Below are 15828 nucleotides of genomic sequence, written 5' to 3'. Positions count from 1 at the left end.
TTCGTGAGGAGCGCCTCGCGCTCCTCATCGGTCTGCTTGGCCTTGCGCGGCGCAGCCTTGTCCTGCTTGGCCTTGGCGTGCTCGGTTCTGGTTCGTGTGGCCACGGTGGGCCCCTCCGTTTCCCCGCCGGTGTGGCGGCGGACGGGCTGGGACCACGCGGCCCCAGCCTGCCCGCAGGCACACGGTTGGGACCGCGACAACATCGCGGTGGTTGTGGTCGTGGTTGTGGTTGTGGGGTTCGCGGTTCGGCCGGCGTTCGCCGCTCGGCCGCCCGGGTCGGGTCCGCAGGCGTGCGGCGCGCACATGTGCGTGACCCGGCCCATTGCGGGCGGCCGTCACGGGTCGGGTCCGACGACGGCGAGTGTTGCCGGACTATCGCCGTCGGGTCAGGTCACCAGCCGCGTTGCTGGCTCTCCAGTTCGCCGCGCAGGTAGCCCAGGGCGCAGCGCACGGCGTCGTGTGCGGCGGTGAAGTGCACGACGTGGCCGGCGCTCTGAACCTCGTAGCCGACCCTGGTGGCGAAGACCCCGACGGTGTAGGTGTCGCCGCCGTCCTCGACGCTGATGTGGGCGTAGGCGCCGGGTATGCCGAAGGTGAAGGTGGATGGGTCCACGCCGGCCGGGCTGATGGTGACGTCGCGGAAGGTGTGATCGATCACCGGGTCGTGCCGGTCGCGGCGGGCGTGGGTGTAGCCGTCCGGTAGCGGGACGGCCAGCAGCGCGTCGAGCATGACGCCGATGTGGTCGTGGGGCATTCGTCGCCTCCGTCTCAGGGATTCGAGGCAGTCAAGGGAATCGGTGGTGGTGCCGGCCGGCGGCCAACGCGGCGCAGACTGGTGGCGGCCGACCTGGGAAGCGCAGCGCACGGGTTCAGGCCACGGCGGTCACCAGAACGATCCGGGCGGTGGCGGCGCCGAACGGTGTGTCCAGCTCGATTGGTGCCGCGGTGAGTTTGTCGGCCAGGGCGCGGAAGACCGCGAAGCGGGCGAACGGGTCGGCCAGGTCCGCCTCCGCGTCCACGGCGATCTGCGCGGTGACTGTGTACATGTGTCGGGTGCGTTCGGCGTCCACGCGGGGGTCCTCCTGTTCGTCGCGCGGGCGTGCCGCCGTGGCCGCTTTACTGGTCGGCCGCTGGGTGGCGATGTGGTCGTAGACACCGGCCGCGGATAGCGGCTGGCCGGACCGGTTGGTCGGTGCCGGCGCAGCGATGGGCCGCCATCCGAACGGGTCGCAGGCCAGCCAGTGGGTCTGCGATTCGGTCTCGACCGCGATGACGTCGCCGACCGATACGGACCGGTGTCGTAGCAGCCGGTATACGCATGCGGCGAGGAAGGCGGTTTCCCCGCCCGGGTTCTGCCGCTGGGTTTCCAGCAGGTCGAGGTCGGCGTTGAAGACGTGGAACACCCAGTCGCCGACGGCGGCGGGGTCGCGGTCGGGCGTGTCGAGCCAGTGGCTGGTGACGGCGGTGAGCACGTGCCCGTCCTCGTACGGCCGGAACCCGGCGTCGTCGTTGTGGTAGACGGTGACCTTCACCGGCCCCGGCTTCCGGGATGCGGCTTCACCGGTGGCTGTAGTGGCGGATGTGGACATGCGTGGACGACCTTCTTTCGCAAGGGATTTGGGTATCTGAGACGTGGCTTCGGTGTGGCCGCCCCTGGATGCGCGTACGGTGACCCGTCCCTGGCCGGGTGGCAGTGACACGCTCCGCGAGCGGCGGCAGCGTGCATGCGGGTGTGCTGGCCGATCCGGCCGGTGTGCTACCGGTCGGTGTCGACCTGTTTCGGGTAGCGCAGGCCCGTCAGGCCGTCGGCGGCGAGCCGGTTGAGGGTGCCCACGGCGTGCGTGGGCTTGCCGTACTGGTGGCTCGGTAGCCGCATCCGGACTTGTCGGCGGGCGGCGCGTGAGGTGAGCATCGCGTAGCGCAGGCAGCCGCGATGGCGCAGCCGCACGGCGTGGACGTCGTTGAGGGCGTCGGCCAGCCACCGCGCCGGATCCGTCCCGGCGCGTAACGGGCGTGCCCCCAGGGCAAGCAGTCGACGCTCCACATAGGAGTGACCGGCCTCTTGAGCCCGAACCTTTTGCATCGCACGGTCTGACAGGCTGGTACCGTTCGGCAGGACGGTGACGTAGCGAGGTGTCGATCGGCCGGTCAGCACCGCGTTGCTCGCCTGATAGATGGTCCCGACGTGACCTGGAAACAGGATCCGACCACCGATCACTCTAGGGACCGGATCGGTTATTGTGACCGTCAGCCGTAGATGTCACATTTCAGCGATAGTTGTCACCGGCGCTGTGGCGCGCTTGTTACTGCGGCGGCGGCGCGGGTGCCAGCGGACACGGAAAAATCCGGGTAGGCGGACAGTTTGGTCCGGGCTGGCGGACATGAGAACTGTCCACCACTGGGGAGATCCCGCTGTCCCTTGACAGACGAGATCCGGCGGGCAGTGCACCCGTCGGCATCATTTGCCCCATCTGCACAAATTCGCGCGTCGTTCGAGTCATGATTTGGCCGTGTCAGTGTGGTCGCGGCATCCGAGGCGTTGGTTCTACTTGGTGCTGGTCGTGACCATTACCGGGTTCGGTGTTGTTGTCGCGACAGGTGGGATTGCGGGTTTGCGGCAGGCGCAGCAGGTCGGGGCGGCGGCCGCTGCGGTGGCCGCGCTTGTCACACCGTTGCTGGCGTGGTTGTGGCGGTACGGATCGGTCGGTTCACATGAGCAGGCGGTGGAGCGGGTCTCCGCTGCCTTACGTTCGCTTGCGGTCGCTCAACGGGAACAGTGGTCGATGGAGCAATCGGCCAGGCAGGTGCAGGACCCTTGGCCGTTGCCGGTCCGGTGGGCTGTGACAGCTCGGGCTCAGGCGGTGATGGCGAGCTGGGGGGCGATCCGCGGCGCTCCTCGGGCCGGGGCGCTGCGGTTGGACGGGACATTCGAAGGCGTCGCCGACGTGTTCAGCGCTTCAGATTCGCCTGGCCGTCTGGTCATCGTCGGTGAGCCAGGCTCGGGTAAGTCGACACTGGTGGTCCGGCTTGCGCTCGATCTGTTGGACCGGTGGCTGGCAGACGGGTCGCCACGATCGCCGGTACCCGTCATCTTCTCCGTCGCCGGTTGGGACCCACATCGGCCTCTCCTCGACTGGCTCGCCGGCCGCCTCGCCACCGACAATCGTGCGCTCACCCAGCCGGTGCGCGCGGCCAGCGGGGCGGTCCGCACGCTGGCATGGGAACTCGTTGCCTCCGGCAAAGTCCTGCCCATCCTCGACGGCCTCGATGAAATGGCCGCCGATCACCGACCGGACGCGCTAGTGGCCGCCGCCGGATACCTGAGTTCCGGCCAACAGCTGGTTCTGACCAGCCGGATCGAGGAGTATGAACGTGCCACGGCGCAGGTCGGCCCGCTCGCCCGGACCCCGGTTGTTGAGCTGCTGCCGCTGATGCCGGCCGACGTCGTCTCCTACCTGCATGACGGAGTTCAACAGCCGGAGCGTTGGAACGGCGTATTCGAACACCTGAGGCACAGTCCGGACGGCCCGCTCGCGGCGGCGTTGGCCACGCCGCTGATGACCTGGCTGGCCCGCAGCGTCTACCACAACGCCTGCACGACCCCGTCCGAGTTGTTGACCACGCCATATGTGGCGGGCCGAGAGGCCGTCGAACGGCACCTGCTCGGCCGTGTCGTCCGCGCGGTATACACCGGAATCAACCCGGTGTACGGGCAGCGGTCGCCCGAGTACGCCGACCGGGCGCAGCGGTGGCTGACCAAACTGGCCCGACGACTCCAGATCGCCGGTACCTTTGACATTGCCTGGTGGCGGCTGGACCAGATGGTCAGCCCGGTGGGACTATCGCTCATGATCGGCCTGGCCAGCGCGGGCATCTACCTCGCGGCACGGCTGGCAACCGATCTCCCATTGCTCCTTGACGACGAGGCCGTCGGCTTCGTGCCTGCGACACTCGCCGCCACACTGATCATTGGAATCGCTTCCACCGTCGCGGCGATGGTCCCACGGTCGGCGTCCTGGCCCGGCTGGGCCTTCGGCTGCGTGATAGCCGTTCTCGCCGCCACCTGGTTTCACCTGCGCTACGAGCACGTAACGTGGATAAGCCCCGTTGGCAGCGGTCTGCTCTACGGGCTCGTCTACAGCGTCCTCAGCATCAAAGCCGCAGCGCCGAGACGGCTCGATCTCAACATCGACCGCGCCAGGCTCCTACTCGGCGTCAAGATCTACAGCGTAGCCACGCTCGTCGTCGGATTCGCACTCCTTATCGTCAACGCATACGACATCGCCATCGACACCGTCCTGTGGGCCGCGGTACTCGGCATCGGAGTCCTACCCGCCCTCTTCGCTGTGTTCGTCGGCAGCCACCAAACCCAGCGCGCCCCGAGCCCCGGCCGGCTACTACGGGAGGACCGCAACTTCGCTGTCATGAGCGTCCTCGCCACGGGACTACTGTTCCTGATCCTCGGAATATTCTCAGCCTACAAGCCACAGCTCGGCCTCAGCCTCGGCCTCGCGCTCGCCGCGACCGTATCGCCCTGGGGACGATTCACCATCATCAAAATAATCCTGGCCGCCCAACTGGACACGCCGCTCCGGCTGATCTCCGCACTGCAGGAAGCCCACCATCGCGGACTGCTACGCCAGACCGGCGGCGTCTACCAGTTCCGCCACGCACGGCTGCAAGACCAACTCGCCCTATCCGCTGACAGGCCAGCGCACGCTCGACACCCTACAGCGGCGTGATCGCAACCACATGGAGCAGCTCCCTGCAGCCTGGCCGCTCGCACCCGCGCTGAGCCGGACAACCCAGCACACGACTGGTTCCGCGCGTCATTGTCGCGCTGCATCTCAGGACCGGCCGCACCGACGACGCCTACCGCACCGCCCAGCAGGTAACTGACCCGCCGGCCACAATTCCCCGGACTAGCCGACATCGCCGACTCCGCCGCGTTCCAAGCCTGGCAGAGCCAGCCCCAGCTGACCGATCACAGCCGAGGCTGACCGACGGGTCACCAGTTGATCAGACGCAGCTCCGCCTTGCTCGATCGGAACCATCAGCCATCGAACCGGATCGCTGTCGCACGTGCGCAATGACGCGCCGAACCGGTGACAACAATCTTGAAACTCGATTGGTGACAATTGTCCCTGAAAGCCTGTGACAACTACCGCTGACAGCGACGGCCGAGGCAACAGCTCGCCGCCGCCAGTTGGTGACAAGTACGGCTGAAGGTCACAGTTATGTGATCTGTCAAGCTGTTCAGCCGCCGTATGTCTCGCGCCTGTTGATGTGATGGCGATTGAGACCGAGGAGTGCCAGGCGAAACGATGGTTCGTGCGCCTGGGACGGATCAGCGCGTCGGCCGGTCGGGGTGAGGCCGGCGAGCAACTCGCGGAACGAGCGAGGATGTCGTCGCGGATGATCTCGATCGCCTGCCGGATCGCTACGCCTGCCGCGACCGCGCATCGACATGTGCCTCCGTGCGCCAAATGGCGCTGAACGGCGTCGAGACCGGGATGTTACCGACGCTTGACGATCCGGTTACCGTGTGTGTATGGAATTCGGATTCCGTGAGGTCCCCCGGGAGCGCAGGCCGGATGGAATCGACAAACCGCGTATCGACCTGCCGAAGCGCGACACGCCTTTTCCGGTGTTGGCGCGAGGGGTTCCGGACGGCGAGCTGTTGCCCCAAGCCACCGGCGAGGTACCGGACGAGGCCAACTCACCAGCGGGTTTCAATCTTAAAGAGGCGCTTGGAAAGGCCACCGACCACATCTCGCTCCGGATTCGACAGGCCGAGGATGCTCGTGCCCGGCCGGCCGATATGGAGTGGTGGGAGGTATCGCAGTTGGCCAAGAGACATTCGCTCGATCAGATTGAGTCGAATCGACAGGCCATCGAGCAGGCGTTTGCCAAGAGCGCTCCGGCGGAGCAGTCAGATTTCGTCGAGGCTGCCGCGGCGTTAGGCAGGACGTGCCTGCTTGCCTTCCTAGGGGTGCCGGATCTGTCGTTGTTTGACCTGCCCACGGGTCCATTGACGTCGATTTTGTACGCGGCGACGTGGACCGAGGTCGTGCATCGCCCCGCAGTTGGGTGACGTCCGTTCGAAGACGACGAAGAGGGATCGGCGCCGGAGCTGCAGGCTGCGCTTCGGATCGATCATCCAGGTTGATCTGTGGACGAACAGGTCGCTGTGATCATCCGCCGCCCGGTAGGAGGACACGCAGGTTGGTGGGGCGCGTCGCCTGCCGACGGAGTTGGTGGTTTTCCTCTCGGAGCTGGGTGTTGGCGAGGGTCCGCGCACTGGGGCCGGCCCTCAGCGTCGACGCTAGGGTGCGCGCCTTCCCTGCCGCAGCCATCGCACAGTACGGGACCGCCGCGGCGCGGGTTGCAGTCACGGCACAGCGGCAGCCCGGCACGGGTTCGAGTGATGATCTTCCGTTGGCGTCCGCAGTCAGCGCACTCCGCCCGATGGGTGGCCGCCCAGCATCGGTGGCACCTGGCCGTTCGAGCCGGCACCGCCGGTCGCAGGTCGGGCAGTAGATGGTCCAGCGGCTCTCGCACCGGCACGGCTCGTCCCGCTCGCCGTCGTCGTAGGCGAGGCAGGCGCGGCACTCGGCGTACGGCGCGCCCGGTCGATGGCCGAACAGGTCCGCGAACGGGACGTAGCCACCGGCCGCGTCGAGCAGGCTGGTCTGGTCCAGCCAGGTCCACCGGTGCCCCGTCGGGCAGACGATGTCGACCGGCTCGACCTGCAGCCAGTAGCCGTCGTCGGTGGTCACGTCCAGGTAGACCTGCGGTGCGTCGTCACCGACCTGCACGAGCGTGTACGCGGCCTTCTCCGCCCCGTCCGAGTCGTCGACGGCCAGCACGATGCTCACCGGCTCGGTCAGCGACGACTGGTCGTGGTAGAAGGTGGTTTCCTCGCTGCTGGTCCAGCCTCGGGCGGCGCACCACAGCTGCATCCGGGCGGTGGTGTCCATCTGCGGCTGGTACAGGGCGAAGAGGGGGTGATGGGTGAGTTCGCCGAGGGCGTCGGTCAGCTCCGGCAGTGGGTCGCCGGTGCGCTGGCGAACCCAGGCGCTGGTGTCGATCAGGTGGTAGCCATGTTCGATCCGCACGGCACACTGGTGCATTTCGTCGCTCCTTTGTTGATGGGTCCCGCTCGTACCGGAACAACGGGAAGAGATGAGCCGTCGCAGACAGCCACGGCTGCGTGCGCACCGGCGTGGATCCGGCGCGACCCATACGGCGTCAGCGGAGCCATTGAGGGGATGTGGTTCGGTGGCACACTGAAGTCATGCCAGCGCGTTACCACCCCGACCACACCGCGCACATCCGGCACCAGCTCGCGAACCAGGCGATCTACGGGGCGTTTGGGCTGTTCTTCACCGCTGCCGCTGCCGGTGTGCTGCTACTTATCGAGCACCTCGTGGGGGATACGCCGGCCGGGTTGTGGCGGCTGGTGTGGATCGCCGACGTCGTGCTTGGCGGGGTGTCGCTGCTGACCTTGGCGGTCACCGGCGTCATGTGGCGGGTCTACCGACGACGCCGCGCTGAGCTCGATGCGCAGCGCGCCGAGATCGTGGGCGAGTTCATGGCGCGGCTGGCGGTGCGCCGCCGGCAAGACCCGCAGTAAGGTCCGACGGACCCGCAGCCACTACGCCCGGCGGGGTGCTATCGGGGTGCGCGTTTGCGCGGCCGGTGCTTGCCGGGGCTGGCGGTGTCAGGGTCGGGTGGGGCAGTAGCTGAGCCCGCCCGCTGTGGTGCGGTAGTCGACGGACACCCACGCCCCGTCGACCTGGGTGAGTGGGGTGCCGCAGCGCACGCACTCGTGCGTGGCGGTGGCCGCTTACGCTTCGCGTTCGGCGTACCAGCGGCCGGCGTCGACGGCCAGGTCGAGGCGGGTGTGCGGCGCACCCACCGGGCGCAGGATGATGGAGCCGTCCGGGTGGTTGGTGGCGCGGGTCAGGTACGCCGGGCAGCCGTGGATGGCGTAGGCGACATACGGCGATCCGGCGATGACGACGAACTCGCCTCGGTCATCGTGGGCCGCGGGGTGTGGCTGGGCGGTGTTCATGGTGGTGTTTGCCTTTCCGCATCCCCGGCCGGCGCGCGCCGAACGGCCGGCGGGTGGATCCCCGCCACGCCCGTGTTGGTCAGGTGGCCGCTCGGCGGCCACCGGCAGGGGATGCACGCGGATCAGGGGCCGGTCGCACGTGTGCCGGCCGCGCAGTTTGTGGCTGATGCTCCTATGGATGTCAAGTGGCGAGTTCAAGATCGTTTGAGGTGATGATCTGATAGAGCTCGCGGGCGACGTAGCGTTTGAGGCATCGGATGATCTCTTTCTTGGACAGGCCGTCTTTGGTGCGTCGTTGCATGTAGGCGCGGGTGCGGAGGTCCCAGCGCAGGCGGCAGAGCACGACGCGGTAGAGCGCTTTGTTGGCCTGGCGGTCGCCGCCGCGGTTGAGGCGGTGGCGGTTGGTCTTGCCGGAGGAGGCGGGGATCGGGGCGACGCCGCAGAGCATGGCGAAGGCGGCCTCGTTGGTGAGCCGGTCGTGGTTCTCGCCTGCGGTGACCAGGAGTTGCCCGGCGGTATCGGCACCGACGCCATTGACCGCGACCAGGGCGGGGTTGATGGCGGCGACCAGCGGTTCGAGGAGTTCGTCGAGGTCGGCGACCTCGACGGCGAGTTGCTGGTGGCGGCGGGCCAAGGACCGTAGGGCGATCTTGGCGGCGGTGCTCGGGGTGGTGGCGTCGGTGCGGTCGGGTCGCAGGTTCGCGCAGGTGGTGATCAGCTGCTTGACGGCCAGGCGGCGCAGTTGGGCGCGCAGTTCGTCGGGGGCGGTGACGATTAGGGTTTTGATCTGGCGTTGGGTGTCGGCGCGCTGGTCGACGGCGCTGCGGCGGGCCACCCGCAGGTTGCGCAGGGCTTCGACGCGGCCATTGCGCTGTTTGGGGATACCGGTGCGTTCGCCGGCCAGGGCGGCCTTGGCCGCGGCGATGGCGTCGATCGGGTCGGACTTGCCCTGGAACCGGCGGGTCTTGCGATTGGGCCGGTCGACTTCGATCACCTGCATACCTTCGCTGCGCAGCCGGCGGGCGAGCCCTGCTCCGTAGGCGCCAGTTCCCTCGACCCCGATCCGCGATGCCCGGCCGAACCCGCGTATCCAGGCCAGCAGTGCGGCGTAACCGGCCGCTGTGGCGGGGAACTGCTGGGTGCCAAGCACCCGCCCGATCGGGTCGATCACGGCAGCGGTGTGGGTGTCTTGATGGGTGTCAACTCCACCGGTGACTTCGATGAACGCGGCGTCTTGCGGTGTAATGGAAGCCATCGTCGTCCTGTCGTTCGTGACTGGGGCAGGGCGGCACGCACCAGCCGGGCAACGCGGACAAGACAGAGATGGGGCCTCTAGCCAGGCTCCTATGAAGTCACAGCGCCACGTCCAGTGAGTGCACGAGCACCTCCCGACCGAGGCCGACAAATCCCGTTGAAGACCCGAAGTCAGTCAGTCGGTGGGTCAGACCCCGGCGGGAGGTGCTCATGAACATCATCTCTGTGCTCATGAACATCATCTCTGTCAGTCGGTGTCGGGCCGCAGCTCGGCGCGATCGGTGACGTGGGTCCAGATGCGCGGATCGCCGTCGGTGTGGATTTCCACGCCGGCCGGGCCCCAGTCGCCGACGACCCGGTAGGGCCAGTCGACGTCGGCGTACCAGACCCGGTCACCCGGCCGGTACTGCACACCGGCCAGCGGGGCCATCTGGTCGCCGGCCTCGTCGTGCCAGCGACGGATGTCGGCGTCGATCGGCTCGGTGTTGCCGTGGTCGGTGATGAACCAGACGTTCGGGAACACTCCACCGTCGACCATGGCCCGGGCCAGTTCGATCTCGGCCACCTCGCGGCTGGGGTAGTCGCCGACCCGGGAGCCGTCCAGGCTGACGTGGTAGCGGCCCCGGTCGAAGCCGATGTAGCCGTCGAACTCGTCCGGAACGTCGTGCCAGCCGTGGAGAATGTCGGTGTCGACGTCGTCGGCCAGGTGGTGCAGACTCTCCGCAAGCAGGGACACGTCGCCGTACAGGCCGCCGATCGTGATGCGCACGTCCACACCGTCGGCGCGGACCTGCAGCTGCACATCACCGTCCGGCCGGCGGTCGACGGCGAACTCGGGTTGCGCGTCGTGCAGGTCCAGCCGAGTCACGCCGCCCCCTCCCTGGCCTCGGGCCTCGCGGCACCGGTACCGCCCACGGCCTGCCCATCGTCGGCAGCGTCGTCGGCCCGCCCGTCGCCGCAGCCGATCTCGTCTACATAGGCAAGGACGGCATCGCGGGCGTGTCGCGCCGCGGCCGGCGACAGGGCATCGGCACGCAGCAACCGCTGCTCGACCGACGCGGGCGTGATCTCGACGGCGCCCAGGTCGATGTCGTGCGCGACAACCCGCACGCCGTCGGTCCTGCCCTCGGGTCGGCGAACGCCGTCAACGAACATGGCGTAGTCGGTGCCGAAGTCCGGGTCGCGGACGACGACCACCTCGATCGTGCTGGCCGTGGTGGGCAGCAGTCCGGCCCGCTCGGCGAGGCTGCGCCGGGCCGCATCGAAGGTCAGGTTGTACTCGCCGTCGGTGACCTTGCGCCTCGTGCGGCGCCTCGTCCAGACGACCGCCCGCAGCGTGGCGTAGGGGTGCTCGGGTGTGCCTTCGCCGCAGTCGACGAGGACGATGAACTCGGCCGGGTCGTCGGCGGTGCTGACCCGCACGGCCGACAGCACCGGCCACTGGTCTTCGCCCACATGGGTGGGTGGTGCAACAAGCCGCATGAAGGTTCTCTCCCGTCTCGGATGGTTGCGTTAGTCGTCGATGGCGTCCTGCAGCAGGGCGTGGGCGCGGGCGGCGAGCTCCCGCTGCCGGCTGGACAGGTCGTCGGGCTGGCCGTGGACCGCTTCGGCCGCGGTGATGACGAGGGCTTCCAGGTCGGCCGGGGTGAACGCGGCGGAGATCCCGACGAGCACCACGCACGACACCGCAGACCCCGCCGACGGAGGCGGGGCGTGACCGGCGTCGTCGAGGAGGTCGGCGACCTCGACGACCGGGTCCAGGCGGTCGAGCAGCCGGGCGTAACGGGTCTGCTCCTGGACGGCCAGATCGGCGATGCCGGCGTAGCCGACGCGGGTCGGTTCGATGTTGATCCGGTCCGGGTCGCTGCTGCGCGGTGAGGTGGGCCGGCGGGCGCCGGCCTGGGCTTCGGCGGTGGCCTGCGCCCACCGGTCCCGGGCGGCGGCCAGCGACCGCACCACCGTGCGCAGCTCGTGCGGTGCCAGCAGCACCGGGACCAGGTCGTCGCCGGGCGACGGCAGCCACGCGGCACCGACCTCGGCCACAGCGTCGGCGAGAGGGTTGATGTCGCGGCGGCGCAGCAGCGGGCGGGTACCGTCCGCCGACGGCTCGGGGTCGCGGTCCGGGTCGAAGACACGGATCCGGTTGCCGCCCTCCCGCTTGGCGGTGTACAGGGCGGAGTCGGCGCGGGCGCGGGCGTGCTCGGCGTCGACCGGGCCGATCGCGTCGGTGGCCGCGATGCCGACGGCGGCGCGCGGCTGCATGCGGTAGCCGGCGATGACCGCCGGACCGGCCATGGCCGCCCCGATCCGATCCGCGAGATCCTGCGGGCCGGTGTACGGGGCGAGCAGGGTGAACTCGTCGCCGCCCTGCCGGACCAGCACACCGTGCGGAGGCACGGCGCCGGCGAGCCGCCGGGCTACGGTGGTCAGGTACTGGTCGCCGGCGGCGTGCCCGAGGTTGCCGTTGATGGTGTGCAAGCCGTTGATGTCGATGAGCGCGACGGTCATCGGCGACCCGGCGCGGGTGGCCGCGTCGAGCATCTCGTCGGCGAGGGCCCGGTTGGGCAGCCCGGTCAGCGGGTCTCTGCGAGCCTTGGCCACGTCATCGGCGAGCCGCCGCCGGTTGCGGTACGCGGCAGCGGCGTAGCCGCAGGCGTAGAAGCCGATGCCGGCGAACACGCCCACGATCCCCAGCACGGTGTGGCCGGTCATGACCGCCGCGATGGTCAGGGCAGGTACCGTCAGCACCGCCAGGTGCGCGACGACCAGCGCCGCTCGGGCGGCGGCCGGGTGACGGTCAGCGAAGGCTTCGAACGGGTGGGACATGAAGGGTCCTCCTCACGTTTCGGTCTGGCACCGATGCCGCCTGCGGTGGCGCACCGGTGCTGCTGCTCGCCGGCGAGGCCGCCGACGGCTGGCGCGGGTTGGCCTTGGTCAGCGAGCAGCAGATGGTCTCGGTCCGGCGCCGGGCAGGTCCGCCGGTGCCGGTGGTGCGTTCGGGTCAGTGGATGAGCAGCAGGCTCAGCAGCGGCGTCTTCTCCACGACGACCAGGGCCGCGACGTGCAGGCTGACGAGCGTGACGATGTGGACGACCGGGTGCAGGGCGTGACGCGCGAAATGGCGGGCGACGGACTTGTTGGCTTTGGCTGCTTCGTGCTTGCCCATGGGAGTGCTGCCTCTCTGGTCGGATGCCGGGGTTAGCTGCTGGTTTGGCCGGGCACGGCAGCAGCCGTGCCCCGGTCACGCACAACGGGTGATCGAGCACGGTCGACGGGCTGCACACCGGACAGCTGCTGCTGCCGCGGTGGGCAACCAGGCGATGGGTCAGAGACAGTGGGTACGAGCTGCCGCGACGTGTTCGGTCAAGGCGGCAGACGTGCCGCGGCGCTTGGGCGCCGCAGGGCGCGGATGGGCGCTGGCTTTCGCCGGTCAATGCCGACGCCCACGTCGGTGCACACAGTGGGCGCAGCGGAAACGCCTATCAGCGGCGGGTTCCGCGCAGGGTTCGGGCTTTCACCGCGCGGCGGGGTAGGCCGCGTTCGACCATGGTCGCGGCGAGTGCGGTGGCGTGTTCGCGGCTGTCGCACTCGCCGCGGCACAGGGCGCCGCCGATCGTGGCAGTCAGTTCGGTGATGCGGTTGGTGCCGCGGTGCGCCAGCATGAAGGTGATCCACCAGTCGGTGCCGAACACCATGGCCTCGTTGACTTCCACCACGCAGCGCGTCACCACGTCGCGCCTCACTGAGCGTCCTCCGCTCTGGCCGCATCGGCGCAGCCGACGACGGATGGTGCACTGCCGGACGGCGCGGACCGGACGAGCGCGGTCAGGTGTGCCGGTGGCTGCTGGCCATCGGGTCGGTTGTCGTCGAGCCAGCCCGCGAGCCTGTCGGACTCCGCGACGAAGGCGCGGTCGGCGCCGGGCGGCAGGTCGCCGGTGGTGACTTCGGGATACCGGGCGGCGAACGCGGCCCACATCGCGTCCCGGGCGGCGTCGGCCGCCGCGGCGAACCGCGCCCGTTCCTTCTTGACGTCCGCGATCACCGCGCCGATCAGGTCGACGAGTTGGTCCTCGGTGGTCTGCTCAGATACGCCGATCCACCAGGCGTCGTCGCCGTCCGGCCCGACCGCGAACTCCTCGACGCCCAGCGGTGTGGTCACCGCGCCGGATGCGTCCACCACGCCCGGTCCGGCCGTGGCCGCCCACCGCGGCACCCCGCCGCGATCCGGGACCCACCGACCGGCGTACAGGATGGCGCCCTGGCCGACGTGTTCGACGACCGCGTCGTGGCCGCGTGCGCACAGCGCGTCCGCGACCGCGGCCAGGTCGATGCGCCGTCGCTGACGTCCGCTGGTGAACGCCGCCCGCAGCTGCGCGAGCAGCTCCGGGTCGACCTGTTCGGGCAGGTGCAGATCCTGCCGGACCCGCGAGGCGGCCCACAGCTGTTCGTCCGTGGGCGGTGAGGTCTGGTTGGTGACGCTGGCCTGGCCCCACGCGGTGATGATGTCCAGGTGCTCCCGCCAGAGTGTGTCGTTGCGTTGCATGGCTCCTCCGTTGGTACGGATACGGCCGCTGCACGCCGCCCGGTCGCGGCGACGGAAGGCTTCCCGCCCCGAAGGTTGGCGCAGTTGGCTGTGGCGACCGCGTTGGGTCGGCTGACGCTGCGGGCGTCCAGGGCTGGTGGAACGGTCAGGGTGCTGGCCTCCGGCAGGCGCGGCCCTGTTTGCTTGAATCCAGCGTCTGGTGGGGTTGTGGGCCGCGGAGCGCACAGGTTTGCGCGGTCGTGTGGCCCTCTGGTCCGGCGCGTCAGTCTTCGGTCACCGCGGGAAGCGTGGCCGCCAACGCGGCGGTCTTGGTCGCGGTGCGGAACATCGACACTGCGTTGGCCGGGATCTCGGCGATGCCGTCCTCGAACTCCTGCGGCGTGAATGGAAGCAGGGCGTGTGGACCGACCCGGAACACGGGCAGGTTGTAGTGCTGGCTGGCGACCACGGCATCGGTGTCGGGAATCGGATAGTCGTAGAAGTCCGAGAAGGCGAGCCCGTCGACCGCTACTTCCCGGTTGCCGGTGCACACGACGACGAGATCGTAGGTGCGGCCGTCGATGAGGCCCAGGCCGGGCAGCGCGACCGGTCGGGCTCGACGCCCGAGCACCGTCAGTCGCCGCAGGCCGAGCCGGTCCGGGCGCAGGTAGCGGCCGATGGCCTGGTACCGGCCACGGATCTCCTGCTGCCACCGTTCGCAGGTCGTGGGCAGCGTGTCGGTGTACCAGTCGATCCGGTCCACGCTGTCCAACGCGGCGGCGGCCATAGGCGGCTGCGGCCCGATGCCCAGCAGCGACTCCACGGCACACTTGGCCGCGTCGCCACCGCCGACCACCGCAGCCCGGCGAATCCCGCGCAGCGGCCACATGGTGGCCATGCGCGCCATGAACTGGCCGAAGGTGAGGATGGTGGAGCCGTTGGCGATGTCCAGGTCACTCGGATCGCCCAGACCCCGAGCGTCGATCACCCGGCCGGCGAACAACGCGCTGCGGCCGTCAAGCTGGATCTCCACCGCCGCGCCGTCGCGAACCACCGAGACAACCTCGGCGTTGGTGACCACGTCAGCGAACTGGGTCAGCGCCAGCCGGATGACCCAAGCCATGTCGGTATTCGTCTGAAATTCGGTCATGGACACGTTGGCCGCCTGGATAGGCGCGCCGGGCAGGTAGTTCAGGCTTGCCCCCTGATCGCCGGCCAGTCCACCGTTTCCTCCGCGGTTGCGGGAGTTGAGATAGAACGTCGGCCGGGCAGTCATCGCGAAGGTGCCACCGACCCGGTCGCCGCGTTCCAGCACAAGCGGCCGGGGGTGGCCGCTGAGCACCCGGACCGCGGCGTAAACCGCGGCGTGGAAGCCGCTGCCGATGATGACCTCCCGGTCGGTGCCCGACCCGGAACCGGTCGCGCGAAGCGCCGCTTGCTGCCGCGGCTCGTCCGACCAGTAGGCGTCCAGGAACCGGTCGGCGAACTCGCGGCCGTAGGGGTCCAACGCGATGCCGGTCAACTTGGCGGCCAACGGGTTCGGGAACTCCGACGCCCGTTGCATCATGGCCCGCATGCCCTCAGCGGCGCGGGGCCGGGCGGCGACCGCAGTCAGCAGGGCCTCGATCTGCGCCGACGGCGCGGAGGCGTCGATCGTTGATGTTGAGGTGTCTGGCACGGTGTTCCTCCCTCGGGAGTCACCGGGTCGCCGCACCAGGCCGCGCATCTCAACCCCCGGTGTCCCTCCGGGGTTGACGGCACGCGGCCGGTGCGGTTTCCCGGAAGGATCAAATGGGTTGGGTCGCCTGACGCTGGCGGTCGCCATATTCAGGCGGGCAGGCTCGCCGATCGGGTTGGTGCGAACAGCACGCAGCCGCAACGGCTCGGAGATGACAGCCAAATTCCGTGACCGTGCTGGCTACCGTGTGGCGCCCATGCCCGTCGCCGTGGACACAGGCGTGGTCAACAACCCGCA

The 15828-nt window shown here is 69.2% G+C and carries 16 protein-coding genes; 3 read left to right on the top strand and 13 right to left on the bottom strand.

Translation table 11 applies throughout. The annotated features are described in order from the left end of the window. Nucleotides 1–391: 391 nt before the first annotated feature. The 3 genes from Vau01_RS47805 to Vau01_RS47795 form a co-directional block, all read right to left on the bottom strand. A complete protein-coding gene (locus Vau01_RS47805) occupies nt 392–754 on the bottom strand; it encodes a hypothetical protein (protein ID WP_204007452.1) in 363 nt (120 codons plus the stop codon). Nucleotides 755–869: 115 nt separating this feature from the next. After that, the gene (locus tag Vau01_RS47800; RefSeq protein ID WP_204007450.1) at nt 870–1589 is read right to left on the bottom strand and encodes a hypothetical protein; all 720 of its coding nucleotides are present in this window, start codon (nt 1587–1589) and stop codon (nt 870–872) included. A 167-nt stretch (nt 1590–1756) separates the two neighbouring features. Continuing rightward, on the bottom strand, nt 1757–2218 hold the full coding sequence (locus Vau01_RS47795) for a hypothetical protein (RefSeq protein WP_204007448.1): 462 nt from the start codon (nt 2216–2218) through the stop codon (nt 1757–1759). Nucleotides 2219–2552: 334 nt separating this feature from the next. Between Vau01_RS47795 and Vau01_RS47790 the strand changes: the two genes are divergently transcribed. Together Vau01_RS47790 and Vau01_RS47785 are read left to right on the top strand one after the other, a co-directional pair. Beyond that, a complete protein-coding gene (locus Vau01_RS47790; RefSeq protein ID WP_204007446.1) occupies nt 2553–4742 on the top strand; it encodes an NACHT domain-containing protein in 2190 nt (729 codons plus the stop codon). Between the two features lie 809 nt (nt 4743–5551). Next, nucleotides 5552–6094 carry a hypothetical protein gene (locus Vau01_RS47785; RefSeq protein WP_204007444.1) on the top strand — a complete coding sequence of 181 codons (543 nt, stop codon included), beginning with the start codon at nt 5552–5554 and terminating at the stop codon, nt 6092–6094. A gap of 100 nt (nt 6095–6194) precedes the next feature. On the opposite strand, the gene Vau01_RS47780 is transcribed toward Vau01_RS47785, so the two are convergent. Then, nucleotides 6195–7133: a hypothetical protein gene (locus Vau01_RS47780; RefSeq protein WP_204007442.1), complete on the bottom strand. Its 939-nt coding sequence runs from the start codon at nt 7131–7133 to the stop codon at nt 6195–6197. 164 nt (nt 7134–7297) lie between these two features. Between Vau01_RS47780 and Vau01_RS47775 the strand changes: the two genes are divergently transcribed. Then, complete coding sequence (locus Vau01_RS47775) at nt 7298–7636, top strand: hypothetical protein (RefSeq protein ID WP_204007440.1); 339 nt, start codon at nt 7298–7300, stop codon at nt 7634–7636. A gap of 213 nt (nt 7637–7849) precedes the next feature. On the opposite strand, the gene Vau01_RS47770 is transcribed toward Vau01_RS47775, so the two are convergent. The 9 genes from Vau01_RS47770 to Vau01_RS47730 all read right to left on the bottom strand — a co-directional run bounded on the left by Vau01_RS47770 (nt 7850) and on the right by Vau01_RS47730 (nt 15531). Next, a complete protein-coding gene (locus Vau01_RS47770; RefSeq protein ID WP_204007438.1) occupies nt 7850–8077 on the bottom strand; it encodes a hypothetical protein in 228 nt (75 codons plus the stop codon). Between the two features lie 181 nt (nt 8078–8258). After that, nucleotides 8259–9323 (bottom strand): IS110 family RNA-guided transposase, encoded by a 1065-nt coding sequence (locus Vau01_RS47765; RefSeq protein ID WP_373320421.1) that lies wholly within the window; start codon nt 9321–9323, stop codon nt 8259–8261. Nucleotides 9324–9578: 255 nt separating this feature from the next. Next, nucleotides 9579–10199, bottom strand: coding sequence for a hypothetical protein (locus Vau01_RS47760; protein WP_204007435.1), 621 nt, complete (start codon nt 10197–10199; stop codon nt 9579–9581). Further along, the gene (locus Vau01_RS47755; protein WP_204007433.1) at nt 10196–10813 is read right to left on the bottom strand and encodes a hypothetical protein; all 618 of its coding nucleotides are present in this window, start codon (nt 10811–10813) and stop codon (nt 10196–10198) included. The genes Vau01_RS47760 and Vau01_RS47755 overlap by 4 nt, the downstream gene beginning before the upstream one ends. A gap of 30 nt (nt 10814–10843) precedes the next feature. Then, nucleotides 10844–12157 carry a GGDEF domain-containing protein gene (locus Vau01_RS47750; RefSeq protein ID WP_204007431.1) on the bottom strand — a complete coding sequence of 438 codons (1314 nt, stop codon included), beginning with the start codon at nt 12155–12157 and terminating at the stop codon, nt 10844–10846. Between the two features lie 175 nt (nt 12158–12332). Next, nucleotides 12333–12497 carry a hypothetical protein gene (locus Vau01_RS47745; protein ID WP_204007429.1) on the bottom strand — a complete coding sequence of 55 codons (165 nt, stop codon included), beginning with the start codon at nt 12495–12497 and terminating at the stop codon, nt 12333–12335. A gap of 316 nt (nt 12498–12813) precedes the next feature. After that, nucleotides 12814–13074, bottom strand: coding sequence for a hypothetical protein (locus Vau01_RS47740; protein ID WP_204007427.1), 261 nt, complete (start codon nt 13072–13074; stop codon nt 12814–12816). Continuing rightward, on the bottom strand, nt 13071–13874 hold the full coding sequence (locus Vau01_RS47735; RefSeq protein ID WP_204007425.1) for a hypothetical protein: 804 nt from the start codon (nt 13872–13874) through the stop codon (nt 13071–13073). Before Vau01_RS47735 ends, Vau01_RS47740 begins: the two co-directional genes overlap by 4 nt. A 262-nt stretch (nt 13875–14136) precedes the next feature. Beyond that, nucleotides 14137–15531 carry an FAD-dependent oxidoreductase gene (locus Vau01_RS47730; RefSeq protein ID WP_204007423.1) on the bottom strand — a complete coding sequence of 465 codons (1395 nt, stop codon included), beginning with the start codon at nt 15529–15531 and terminating at the stop codon, nt 14137–14139. Between the last annotated feature and the right edge of the window lie 297 nt (nt 15532–15828).

Source organism: Virgisporangium aurantiacum, from assembly GCF_016863635.1.
Classification (GTDB): Bacteria; Actinomycetota; Actinomycetes; order Mycobacteriales; family Micromonosporaceae; genus Virgisporangium; species Virgisporangium aurantiacum.
Note: the sequence above shows the minus strand (reverse complement) of the source record. Positions and strands in the feature narration are given on the sequence as shown.

Bases quoted from the DNA above. Each gene is read 5' to 3' on its own strand.
- Vau01_RS47805 (WP_204007452.1), bottom strand. From the start codon at position 754: ATGCCCCACGACCACATCGGCGTCATGCTCGACGCGCTGCTGGCCGTC.
- Vau01_RS47800 (WP_204007450.1), bottom strand. From the start codon at position 1,589: ATGTCCACATCCGCCACTACAGCCACCGGTGAAGCCGCATCCCGGAAG.
- Vau01_RS47785 (WP_204007444.1), top strand. From the start codon at position 5,552: ATGGAATTCGGATTCCGTGAGGTCCCCCGGGAGCGCAGGCCGGATGGA.
- Vau01_RS47780 (WP_204007442.1), bottom strand. From the start codon at position 7,133: ATGCACCAGTGTGCCGTGCGGATCGAACATGGCTACCACCTGATCGAC.
- Vau01_RS47775 (WP_204007440.1), top strand. From the start codon at position 7,298: ATGCCAGCGCGTTACCACCCCGACCACACCGCGCACATCCGGCACCAG.
- Vau01_RS47770 (WP_204007438.1), bottom strand. From the start codon at position 8,077: ATGAACACCGCCCAGCCACACCCCGCGGCCCACGATGACCGAGGCGAG.
- Vau01_RS47755 (WP_204007433.1), bottom strand. From the start codon at position 10,813: ATGCGGCTTGTTGCACCACCCACCCATGTGGGCGAAGACCAGTGGCCG.
- Vau01_RS47750 (WP_204007431.1), bottom strand. From the start codon at position 12,157: ATGTCCCACCCGTTCGAAGCCTTCGCTGACCGTCACCCGGCCGCCGCC.
- Vau01_RS47745 (WP_204007429.1), bottom strand. From the start codon at position 12,497: ATGGGCAAGCACGAAGCAGCCAAAGCCAACAAGTCCGTCGCCCGCCAT.
- Vau01_RS47735 (WP_204007425.1), bottom strand. From the start codon at position 13,874: ATGCAACGCAACGACACACTCTGGCGGGAGCACCTGGACATCATCACC.